Genomic DNA, 11,069 nt, shown 5'->3' with positions numbered 1-11,069 from the left:
CGATCAGGATGTGCTGAACGTGACCATCAGCGGCTTCCACGGCCGCTTTGACGGGAAAGCGATCATTCGCGGCGAGTGGGTGCTGAACCGCCAGGGGCGTTTGATCAAACGGCCTTTCAACCTGGAGCTGAAACAGGGTGAAGACGGCTATGATGCCCTGGTGCGCACGCTGGCGCAGGGCTGGCAGCAGGAAGCCCAGGCTATCGCCAAGGTGTTGTCCCCCTGAAATGGCAATCAACAGCCATAATGCACCGGTGACGGCTTATGGTGATGGGATCAGATTCAGGATTAAGCCTGTTGACGACGTACCAGAATAAAAGAAAAAGTAAAAAAAGTTCCCACCTTACTTGGGAACTTTTTGATAAAAAATAACAGCATGACGACAGTCATTACCGCCGGCGCTCACAGCGTTGTCCATGCAAAAAAAAAGCGTTATGGCAGCCAAGAGCATCAGAGCATTATCAGAACTGATATAGATATAAGGTTTTAGATATTATTCTCGTCTGATATGCGCAACCTCATGCATATCAGAAACTGAAGCGCTCACGTTTATTGTATTGTGACGAGTTCAACGACGCCATTTATAACAAACTGAACCCCCATACAGACCAGCAGGAATCCCATCACCCTGGAAATAGCATCGATTCCCGATGTTCCTACAAGCTTCATAACACCCAGTGACGCCCGCAGAGACACCCATAAAATCAGAGAAATGGCTATCGCAATCAAGGGGGGCGCGGTATAGGCGACCCACAAATCCAGATGCGATGTTTCAGCGCTGAATGTCGACGCGGCACTGATCAACATAGCAATGGTACCCGGGCCTGCCGTACTGGGCATTGCCAAGGGGATAAATGCTATATTTTTGGTTTTCCCCTTCTCGCCGCTTTGAGGCTTGTTCACATCCTGCGGAAACAGCATGTTAAACCCAATAAAGGCAACGATCATTCCACCTGCAATTCGTAATCCCGGAATAGATATGCCAAAGGTATTAATAACAGCCTTACCGGCATACCATGCAACCATCATAATCACAAAGACATAGAAAGCCGCCATAGCTGACTGCTTCTTTTTTTCTTGTTCAGACATGTCGCCTGACAGCCCAAGGAAAAGGGCTACAGTAGTCAATGGGTTTACCAGCGGCAGTAATAAAACCAACCCTAGCCCAATAAGTTTAAATAACTCAAACATCTTTCCACCTCCTTTTAAAGTGTCCCCCCGGAGCTATCTCCGGGGGTAAGTTCTATCGAGACTTCTCCCATTGCAGAACAGCGCTGATGGCAGCCGGCAATACCGTCAGGGTAAATAAGGTGGCAACGAATAGCCCACCAATAATGGCATAGGCCATAGGCCCCCAAAATACCTGATGCGCGATAGGTATCATCCCTAATATTGCTGCACAAGCCGTCAAGAGTATCGGTCTGGAACGATGCAGTGACGCTTCGACGATCGCCTCAGTATTATCTGCGCCTTGTGCTCTGTTTATTTCCACTTCTTCAATAAGGATCACGGCATTGCGGATAATCATCCCCGCCAACGCAATCACGCCAAGAATCGCGACAAACCCCATCGGTGTTCCGGTGGGTAACATGGCAGCGACAACGCCAATCAAACCGAAGGGGGCAATCAACAGCGCCAGCATCATGCGTGAGAAACTACGCAACTGCACCATCAGCAAGATCAGCATCACCAATAAGGTCACAGGTAGAACGGCGAATACTGAACGGTTGCCTTTCATGGCTTCAATGACGCTTCCCCCCTCGGTAATGTGATATCCCGGTGGCAGACTTTTGCGTAATTCATCGACAACAGGCGCCAAACTCTTGGATACGCCGGACGCATTCAGCCCTGGCGCAATATCCGTTTGCACCGTAATGAAAGGCTCTCGTTGCCGCCGCCACTGAATAGGTTCGGCCAACGTATAGCCTATCGTTGCGATCTGCTTTAATGGCACAACGCGCCCATCGGCCGTCGTTAATTGCAAATCCGCGACGGTTTCAATGTCTCTCCGCGTATTTTCCGAAGCCCGCAGCACCACGTTAACCTGACGATTTCTGTCTCTGATCGTCGTTACAGCGGACCCCGAATACATTTCAGCAAGAGCGCTGGCGACATCCTGAGAGCTTAATCCCAAGGCCCTCGCTTCCGTCTGATTAAGCGTTATATAGAGTTCTCGTTGCGGTTCTCCCGCAGTAAGGTTGACCTCTCTTGTCTGTGGGTTGTTGCCGAATTTACCCGCCAACTCCATGGATATCTCACGGATTTTGGTCAGATCCGGGCCGGAAACGCGATATTTCAACGGCCAACCTACCGGGGGCCCCAGCTCCAACGGCGAAGCACGCGTAACAAGATGGCCGAAATCTTTTTGCAGAATTTTTTCAAGCCTGGACTTCACCGCGTCACGCTCTTCAAGTCCCTTGGTGACCACGACCAATTGAGCGATATTTTCGTTATCAAGCAACAGGTCCATCGGCAAATAAAACCGCACGGCCCCCGATCCAACGTACGTCGTAAAATGATCAATATCGGGATCCTTCTTGAGGATTTCCTCCAAGCGAATGGCTTCCCTCGCCGTATCTTCCTGCACGGCATTTCTCGGCAAAGTCAGACTGACAAGTAACTCCGGCCTGTCAGAAGCGGGAAAGAACTCCTCTTCCATGTGCGAGGAGCCGATAAAAGCCATGGCCAGCAACAGAACCGCCACGATGCCGGTCATCCCTCGACGCTTAAGGATATATCGCAATGCACTTTCGTACTTTTGCATGACTTTACCTTTACCGTGGGCGTGTTCCTTCATCACCTTAGGTAAAAGCCACACGCCTATCAGCGGTGAAAAAAGTACGGCAACAATCCAGGAGTTGATAAGTGAAATCAGCACCACCATGAACAGAGAATAACAGTACTCCCCCGCACTCGACGTTGCGAAACCGACCGGGATAAAACCGGCGATCATGACCAATGTGCCGGTCAGCATCGGGAAAGCCGTCGTCGTCCAGGCTTTTGTCGCCGCCTTTTTGACAGGGTCTCCTTTCTCCAGGCGCGACATCATGATCTCTACCGTGATCATGGCATCATCGACCAGCAACCCCAGCGCAATAATTAATGCGCCGAGTGAGATGCGCTGTATGCCTATACCAGCAATTTCCATGCCGATAAACGTCATGGCCAGCACCAGCGGAATGGATGCTGCAACCACTAACCCGGCACGAGTGCCTAATGACAAGAAAGACACAGCCAACACAATGACAACCGCCTCAAGGAGCACTTTCATAAAGCTCCCCACCGCGTCATGCACCACCGTCGACTGATCGGCCACTTTCAGCACGTTGATACCCGCAGGCAAGCGGCTGGAGATATCATCCATCTTTTCGTTAAGCGCTTTGCCGAAATCCAGCATATTGCCTGTCGGAGCCATGGAGATGGCCAGGCCAATCGCCGACTCCCCGTTAACTCTGAAGGCCGGCGTCGGCGGATCGACCGCCTCGCGAGAGATAGTCGCAATATCCGTCAGAGGAACGAATTTATCCTGAATATGCAGTGTCAGCTGTTTGAGGCTTTCTTCCGATGCGAAAGCGCCGCTGACTCTCAACATGACTTTATCTTTGTCGGTTCTGATTTCTCCCGCCGGAGTCACGGCGTTTTGCGCGCTGATGGCGTTCTTGATTTGGTCGAGCGTCAGCCCCATGCCCGCAATTTTCTGCGGTGAGAATGATAAGATGACCTGCTCTTCTTTTACGCCCAGCAGGTTCACTTTCCCGACGTCTGGCAGCGTTAAGACGTCCGTGCGAACTTTATCAACCAGATCGCGCAGTTCGCGCTCGCTGAATCCTTCACGCGTAAAGCCATAGATGGTGCCGTAGGTATCATCAAATTCATCGTTGACGGCAGGTGAACTGACGCCGGCAGGAAGCTGAGGGGAAACGTCCTTGATTTTTTTCCTGACCGTATACCACAGTTCTTTCACTTTCTCCGGCGGCGTATTATCACGCAGATAGATAAAAATAACCGACTCGCCGGGCCGGCTGTAACTCTCCAAATAATCAAGGTAAGGAACTTCCTGAAGTTTCTTCTCCAACGGATCGGTTACGAAATTGACGGTATCCTCCACAGAGGCCCCAGGCCAACTCGCGGAAACCACCGCCGTTTTAATGGTAAACGCCGGATCTTCATTACGCGGCAAGTTGTAATAGCTCATCACCCCGGCAATGGTGAGAACCAACATAAAAAAGGCAACCAGTTGCTGATTGGCAAGCGCCCAGGCAGACAGGTTAAATTTCTCGGGTTCAGAGGCATTCATCAGAATTTATCCTCCAAACTCACTTTCTCCCCAGACCGTAACTTGCTCACGCCGGCGATCACCACCTTGTCGCCAGGTTTGAGGCCATCAGCAATAAACACGTCCTCGGAGCTATAGCGAATAACGTTAACTTTGCGCAACACCAAGGTCGATGTATCCGGTTGAACAATTAAAACGGCAGGATCCGCGCCATCACGGGTCATCGCAGACGCCGGCATAACAAACGCAGCCTGACCCGGGATCACGATACTTCCCTGCACCGTCGCGCCCAAAGCCATTTTCTCTGGAGGGTTCGGCAACGAGACTCTGACGCGCCAGGTCCGCGTCTGCTTATCCGCCTGTGGATTCACATCTCGGATCACACCCTCAGTCACGACGGAAGGATCGGAAAGCAGCGCAATCTTGACTTTATTATCGGACAGATTGCTGTACAAAATCGCTTCTGGAACGTCAAATACGGCATCCACGCCCTCATTGAGTGAGAGCGTAATGACCCCCTGCCCTGCACTGACAGTTTGGCCAGGGTTCAGGTTAACCGAAGTCACTACGCCATCCGACGGCGCAACCAGACGGGTGTAACCCAATTGCTCCTGAGCGATTTTCAAATTCGATTGAGCAGAGACGCGTTTTGCCGCAGCGACTTCAAGATTGACCTTAGCCTCATCAACCTGAGCCTGCGCGATAGCGCCGGTTTTGATCAATGATTGTAACCTTTTGAAATTAAGAGCAGCCAAGCGTTCTGCAGAAACTGCTCCAGCCAGTTCTGCTTGCGCACTACGCACTTGATTCTCGTTATTTCTGGGCTCCAACGTCGCGATCGTTTGCCCCGCCTTTAATTTGTCCCCCACATCGACTGGCCGGCTGAGGAGCCGGCCGTCAATACGAAACGAGAGCTGAGACTCCTCATGGGGGCGAATTTCTCCGGTATGCTTTATCAAAACTCCGCCAACCGGATTATCGACGACAAGCGTTCGTACGGAACGTGTAGGCACCTCCTGTGTCTTTGCTTTATCATCACATCCCGCCAAAAAAACGAACAGGGGAATAATAAACAGTTTCCAATATTGAAGTGAGAACACGCTCTTGACCGCACTTATTAACCTGAACAAACCTACTGACATAAGACATTCTCCTGATAGTCTGTCGAAGAATTAAACCTTTTTTATGTGTAGATTTAGTCCATGTTTTTTCAAGAAACCATCAAGACTCTATTTTCATTGGAAGAATGAGTAGAAATAGCATCCCACCGTCAGGATGATTCTGAGCACTAAGACTACCGTCGTGCTCCCGGCTTATCGCCATGGCGATAGAAAGCCCAAGACCACTGCCCCCCAGATTTCTCGACCGCGAGCTCTCCTCTCGAGAAAAACGTTCGAACATCAAGGGCAAAAAGGCTTCACTGACGCCCGGCCCATAATCGCGAAAACCGACGACAACCTCATTATTAAAATGATTAACGGTGATGGTGAGTTTCTTGCCGGAATGCGCGTAGCGCATTGCATTTTTTATGAGAATCGTAACAACTTGCCCAATTCGGAACGGATCGGCGTAGACGAATACGGGAGCAGGACATTCAAATTCAATCGTGAAATCTTCCTGAGAAACCTCAGCCTTTAGCCATTGCAAACGCTCCTGAATCAACTCGCACAAATTAACGTGGTATTTTTCTAATGATAACGCCCCGGCTTGCGACAAGGACAGCGTTTGAAGATCATCAATAAGGCGATTTAGGCTGGTCAAGGGCTGCATGACCAGATTTAACTGCTGCTTGTCCGGCTCAAAAACGCCATCCATAATTCCCTGAAGACGTGCGATTGAAGCCGTCAACGGCGAGCGTAGCTCATGCGCCATAGCGATATGAGAAGCACGCAACTCCCCTTCATAATAAGTTAGTTTTTTGGTCATCTCATTGAAATCGTGAGTTAGAGTAAGAAGTTCTTCCGGCGCTTTCTCTTCTAATTTTGCTTGCACAGAGAAATCCCCCTCGGCGACTTTTCTCGCGGCAACGACCAGGTAGGAAAATTGCTTCGCCAACGGCCGCGACATATAGAGCCCCAGTAAGACCATGAGAGGTATGGCGACAACCACCAAAATAGCCAGCATAATCCAATCCCCCGACGTAATCGACGGATTAGCAAAGTCAATGCCATACCAATAGTGAAAAAGGCTATAAAACCTGTACAGATCTTCATTGGGATTATTAAGTAAGTGCAGGAATTCCTTTCGGACATCCACCGGCATTTCATGATATAGAACCCAGGTGCTATAAATGGCATAGCGCAACCACATACAGAGTGCAATAATAACAATCACCCCGACAGATTGAGAAATTACCCTCACACAAATCCACTTCCAAAGCGAAATTCTTTTGCTTTTCTTATTCATTTATTCCAATACCTGTAGCCCATCGCTCTAACGGTCAGCAGTACATCATCCACCCCTACCGAATTGAGCTTTTTGCGCAAATTATAAATATGCGTATCGACAACCCGCTCAAATGCATCACTTTCCGGCAAACACATATTTAACAATGTTTGACGGGAAAACGCTCTTTTTGGCGCACGCATTAGCACAGATAACAATAAAAATTCAGTCGGTGTGAGATCCACTGCTATTTTAATGTTTTCGGCGGGGCAGACGTGAACCAGCATCGCCTCTTCGTCAAGTTGTACCGGGCCACAAATAATAAGCTCGGATTTTATATTTAATGCAGTCGCTCTTCTCAGCACAGCATGAACCCGAGCAACGACCTCTCCCGGGTTATAGGGTTTCACGATGTAATCATCAACGCCGTGCCTCAACGAGGAGATCTTATCCTGAATCTCGCCGATTGCCGTCACCATGATGACCGGCACATCACTCTTTCTACGCACACGTGCCAATATTTCATTGCCATTTATTCCCGGCAGCATGACGTCTAATAAAACCAAGTCAGGTTGCCAGGAAAAAACCATCTCAAGCCCTTTAACACCATCGCCTACCTTAGCAACGGCAAAGCACTCTCTTTTTAGATAAGCTTCCAAGACTTCTGCAGCATGCATATCGTCCTCGATGATTAAAATTCTTTTTTCTTCCATATATTAACCTGCTATTCAGTCACGCTAACCAAGTAAAAACAATATAATAAAGTTTAGCACTTTTTTATTTAAAGAATAAACAAAAAACGAAGATAGTACATATCAGGCGATTAAAAATAAAGTCAGCACGACTTCATTCAAAATCAGCCTGACAAAAAACACGAAGCAATAACATTAAAATTCAAATAGTTATCTATGGAACAGCATTAACCCGAAAATAAAGTAACAGAAATTGATAACATCTTGACAAAGTTAAGCAATAATCGAGATTTCAATAGCGCCAACAGGTGAAGATATCGGGAGCCGATGTAATGGAAATGAGCAAAGTTGAACAGTCCAGAATATTTATTAATAGCGTTATCAATCTGTTGGAAATGCATCTCAGGCAACCGGTAAACATCATCAACCTGATTGATAAAACTGGATATTCCAGATGGTATGTTCAACGTAAGTTCTGCGTTTTGGCCGGCATATCGATGAAGTCTTACATCAGATCAAGGAAAATGACAGAGGCGGCGAAAATGATTTTATCTACAGACAGGAAGATCATAGATATTGCACTTGAATATGGTTATCTGGAACAGCAGGCTTTTTGTCGCATCTTTAAAAACCACTATGGCGTTTCCCCTACGATGTTTCGCAAAATGAATAAGCCACGTGAGGACATTTGGATATCGGCGAAAACAGTGCTTGTAAAATTCACAAACAATGGGAAATAAAATCGAGGGCGTAACGAAGTTACAACATGTTGTCAGCGATGAAGAAAAATAGGATATGATTAATTAGCGCATGTTTATGACAAAAGGCCAAACAACCCATTGCTTTTATTTAGAATACCTTTTTCCGAACAATCAGTTCAATAAATTAGCAATATCCAGGCCAATGAATAACTTTCCTTGATTATACAATCAACGACGTTTTCTGTCGCCAGCCAAACGCGATCTTATTCGCTTAGTCCCAACCGGTGGCTTTCTCAAATACATTGTAATGCGACTGTCTTTTAGAATTCTTTTGCTTTCTCGAATGTCTGGGATATTGAAATGGTGCCGATAATAGGAGTCGAACCTACGACCTTCGCATTACGAATGCGCTGCTCTACCAACTGAGCTATATCGGCATCGAGCCGGGCCTGCGGGGCAAGCCGGAAGTGCGTTGAACAAGGTAGACCTGCGCGCGAAATGAGTCAATAGCCGCCGGGGCGTTTGGTTGTTTTGCAAGCAATCACGCCACCGCGCTTCCCGCTTCCAAAAACAATCAGGGCGCAGCATGCTGCGCCCTGACGTCTTTATGACCGCAATCCGGCCTTAGCTGCGCACCAGATCGTCGCCGTAGCCGATCCACTTGTAGGTGGTCAGCGCGTCCAGCCCCATCGGGCCGCGGGCGTGCAGTTTCTGGGTGCTCACCGCCACTTCCGCGCCCAGGCCGAACTGGCCGCCGTCGGTGAAGCGGGTGCTGGCGTTGACGTACACCGCCGAGGAGTCCACCGCGCGTACGAAGTGCTCGGCGCTGCTCAGCGAGCGGGTGAGGATCGCGTCGGAGTGGTTGGTGCCGTGGGTGCGGATGTGGTCGATGGCCTGATCGATATCGTCCACCAGCAGCACGTTCAGATCCAACGACAGCCATTCATCGTCGTAATCTTCCTCGTTCACCGGCACCACCGTCGCCGGGCCGCCCTGCAGCAGCGGCAGCGCGTTTTCCGCCGCGTGCAGCGTCACGCCCGCCGCCGCCATTTTGGCGCTCAGCGCCGGCAGGAACTCGGCGGCAATGCTGCGGTTCACCAGCAGCGTCTCCAGCGAGTTACAGGCGCTCGGGCGCTGGATCTTGGCGTTTTCAATCACCGTCAGCGCCTTGTCGAAGTCGACGTCGGCATCCACGTAGGTATGGCACACGCCGATGCCGCCGGTGATCACCGGGATGGTCGATTGCTCGCGGCACAGCTTGTGCAGGCCGGCGCCGCCGCGCGGGATCAGCATGTCGACATAGCGATCCAGGCGCAGAAGTTCGTTCACCAGCGCGCGATCCGGGCTGTCGATCGCCTGCACCGCCGCCGCCGGCAGGCCGCACTGTTCCAGCGCCTGCTGGATCACTTTCACCGTCGCCTGGTTGGTGTTGTGCGTCTCTTTACCGCCGCGCAGGATCACCGCGTTGCCGGTTTTCAGGCACAGGCTGGCGACGTCGATGGTGACGTTCGGCCGCGCCTCGTAAATCACGCCGATCACACCGAGCGGCACCCGGCGGCGCTCCAGCTTCAGCCCGCTGTCCAGCAGGTTGCCGTCCAGCACGTGGCCGACCGGATCGTTCAGGCGGCATACCTGGCGCACGTCGTTGGCGATCGCCGCCAGCCGCGCCGGGGTCAGCAACAGGCGATCGAGCAGCGCTTCGCTCATGCCGGTGGCGCGCGCCTGCGCCATGTCTTGTTCGTTCGCCAGCAGGATCGCTTCGCTGTTGGCTTCCAGCCTGTCGGCCATCACCGACAGCACCTGATTCTTCTTCGCCGTGCTCAGCACCGCCAGCTGCCAGGAGGCCTGCTTGGCGGCCTTCCCCATCTGCTCCAGCATGCTCACTCCTTAACTGACAATCATATCGTCGCGGTGCACTGCCACCGGACCGTATTCGTAACCGAGGATTTCGCTGATTTCCTGCGAGTGGTGCCCGGCGATCATACGCATCGCGTCGCTGTTGTAGCGGCTAACGCCGTGCGCCAGATCGCGCCCCGCCTGGTTGCGGATGCGGATCACTTCGCCGCGCGAGAAGTCGCCCTTCACTTCGCGGATGCCTTTCGGCAGCAGCGAGCTGCCGCGCGCCATCATCGCTTCCACCGCACCGTCATCGACGGTGATCTCACCGGCCGGCGGCGCGCCGAAGATCCAGCGCTTGCGGTTTTCCAGCGGGGTTTCCAGCGCGTGGAAACGGGTGCCCACCGGTTTGCCTTCGATCACGTCCGCCACCACGCCCGGCTTGCTGCCCGCGGCGATCACCACGTCGATGCCGGCGCGGCAGGCCACGTCGGCCGCCTGCAGCTTGGTGCCCATGCCGCCGGTGCCCAGACCGGAGACGCTGTCGCCGGCGATGGCGCGCAGCGCGTCGTCGATGCCGTGCACTTCACGGATCAGTTCGGCCTGCGGGTTGTTGCGCGGATCGGCGGTGTAGAGGCCCTGCTGATCGGTCAGCAGCAGCAGTTTGTCGGCCCCGGCCAGAATGGCCGCCAGCGCCGACAGGTTATCGTTGTCGCCCACCTTGATTTCGGCGGTGGCGACAGCGTCGTTCTCATTGATTACCGGCACGATGCGGTTGTCCAGCAGCGCCGTCATGGTGTCGCGCGCGTTGAGGAAGCGCTCGCGGTCTTCCAGATCGGCGCGCGTCAGCAGCATCTGCCCGACGTGGATGCCGTAAATGGAGAACAGCTGTTCCCACAGCTGGATCAGCCGGCTCTGCCCCACCGCCGCCAGCAGCTGCTTGGAGGCGATGGTGGCGGGCAGCTCGGGATAGCCCAGGTGCTCGCGCCCGGCGGCGATGGCGCCGGAGGTGACGATGACGATGCGGTGGCCCGCGGCGTGTTGCTGCGCGCACTGGCGCACCAATTCGACGATGTGGGCGCGGTTCAGACGCAGCGATCCGCCGGTCAACACGCTGGTGCCCAATTTCACAACCAATGTCTGGCTGCCGTTCATAGTATTTCTGCCGTGTATAATGAT

Annotated in this window: 9 protein-coding genes and 1 tRNA gene; 2 read left to right on the top strand and 8 right to left on the bottom strand. The window is 52.1% G+C overall.

Annotated features, from left to right (window positions below; translation table 11 throughout):
* A partial coding sequence (locus tag ACJ8PE_RS23835) for an ABC-type transport auxiliary lipoprotein family protein (RefSeq protein ID WP_442536893.1) occupies positions 1–226 on the top strand: 226 nt, incomplete at its 5' end.
* 323 nt (positions 227–549) lie between these two features.
* On the opposite strand, the gene ACJ8PE_RS23830 is transcribed toward ACJ8PE_RS23835, so the two are convergent.
* The 5 genes from ACJ8PE_RS23830 to ACJ8PE_RS23810 form a co-directional block, all read right to left on the bottom strand.
* The gene (locus tag ACJ8PE_RS23830) at positions 550–1,191 is read right to left on the bottom strand and encodes a MarC family NAAT transporter (RefSeq protein ID WP_060425309.1); all 642 of its coding nucleotides are present in this window, start codon (positions 1,189–1,191) and stop codon (positions 550–552) included.
* A 52-nt stretch (positions 1,192–1,243) separates the two neighbouring features.
* The gene (locus ACJ8PE_RS23825; protein ID WP_197761998.1) at positions 1,244–4,297 is read right to left on the bottom strand and encodes an efflux RND transporter permease subunit; all 3,054 of its coding nucleotides are present in this window, start codon (positions 4,295–4,297) and stop codon (positions 1,244–1,246) included.
* Complete coding sequence (locus ACJ8PE_RS23820; protein WP_197762000.1) at positions 4,297–5,418, bottom strand: efflux RND transporter periplasmic adaptor subunit; 1,122 nt, start codon at positions 5,416–5,418, stop codon at positions 4,297–4,299. Before ACJ8PE_RS23820 ends, ACJ8PE_RS23825 begins: the two co-directional genes overlap by 1 nt.
* A gap of 79 nt (positions 5,419–5,497) precedes the next feature.
* Entirely contained in the window at positions 5,498–6,682 is a 1,185-nt protein-coding gene (locus tag ACJ8PE_RS23815) for a sensor histidine kinase (RefSeq protein WP_197762002.1), read from the bottom strand.
* Complete coding sequence (locus tag ACJ8PE_RS23810) at positions 6,679–7,374, bottom strand: response regulator transcription factor (RefSeq protein WP_033645090.1); 696 nt, start codon at positions 7,372–7,374, stop codon at positions 6,679–6,681. The genes ACJ8PE_RS23815 and ACJ8PE_RS23810 overlap by 4 nt, the downstream gene beginning before the upstream one ends.
* 311 nt (positions 7,375–7,685) lie before the next feature.
* Here ACJ8PE_RS23810 and ACJ8PE_RS23805 point away from each other — a divergent pair, with 311 nt between their 5' ends.
* Positions 7,686–8,093, top strand: a complete 408-nt coding sequence (locus tag ACJ8PE_RS23805) for a helix-turn-helix domain-containing protein (protein WP_197793214.1) — start codon at positions 7,686–7,688, stop codon at positions 8,091–8,093.
* Between the two features lie 322 nt (positions 8,094–8,415).
* Here ACJ8PE_RS23805 and ACJ8PE_RS23800 read toward each other — a convergent pair.
* The 3 genes from ACJ8PE_RS23800 to proB all read right to left on the bottom strand — a co-directional run bounded on the left by ACJ8PE_RS23800 (position 8,416) and on the right by proB (position 11,045).
* Positions 8,416–8,491: transfer RNA gene (locus tag ACJ8PE_RS23800), tRNA-Thr, on the bottom strand.
* Positions 8,492–8,678: 187 nt separating this feature from the next.
* The gene (gene proA, locus ACJ8PE_RS23795; protein WP_197762004.1) at positions 8,679–9,932 is read right to left on the bottom strand and encodes a glutamate-5-semialdehyde dehydrogenase; all 1,254 of its coding nucleotides are present in this window, start codon (positions 9,930–9,932) and stop codon (positions 8,679–8,681) included.
* A gap of 9 nt (positions 9,933–9,941) precedes the next feature.
* Entirely contained in the window at positions 9,942–11,045 is a 1,104-nt protein-coding gene (gene proB, locus ACJ8PE_RS23790; protein WP_033651028.1) for a glutamate 5-kinase, read from the bottom strand.
* Between the last annotated feature and the right edge of the window lie 24 nt (positions 11,046–11,069).

Origin of the sequence: Serratia sp. CY74737 (assembly GCF_052166775.1) — a bacterium.
Taxonomy (GTDB): Bacteria; Pseudomonadota; Gammaproteobacteria; order Enterobacterales; family Enterobacteriaceae; genus Serratia; species Serratia ureilytica.
This window is presented reverse-complemented; position numbering and strand designations above follow the sequence as displayed.

Coding starts and splice junctions, on each gene's coding strand:
- ACJ8PE_RS23820 (WP_197762000.1), bottom strand. CDS start 5,418: ATGTCAGTAGGTTTGTTCAGGTTAATAAGTGCGGTCAAGAGCGTGTTC.
- ACJ8PE_RS23810 (WP_033645090.1), bottom strand. CDS start 7,374: ATGGAAGAAAAAAGAATTTTAATCATCGAGGACGATATGCATGCTGCA.
- ACJ8PE_RS23805 (WP_197793214.1), top strand. CDS start 7,686: ATGGAAATGAGCAAAGTTGAACAGTCCAGAATATTTATTAATAGCGTT.
- proA (WP_197762004.1), bottom strand. CDS start 9,932: ATGCTGGAGCAGATGGGGAAGGCCGCCAAGCAGGCCTCCTGGCAGCTG.
- proB (WP_033651028.1), bottom strand. CDS start 11,045: ATGAACGGCAGCCAGACATTGGTTGTGAAATTGGGCACCAGCGTGTTG.
- ACJ8PE_RS23815 (WP_197762002.1), bottom strand. CDS start 6,682: ATGAATAAGAAAAGCAAAAGAATTTCGCTTTGGAAGTGGATTTGTGTG.
- ACJ8PE_RS23825 (WP_197761998.1), bottom strand. CDS start 4,297: ATGAATGCCTCTGAACCCGAGAAATTTAACCTGTCTGCCTGGGCGCTT.
- ACJ8PE_RS23830 (WP_060425309.1), bottom strand. CDS start 1,191: ATGTTTGAGTTATTTAAACTTATTGGGCTAGGGTTGGTTTTATTACTG.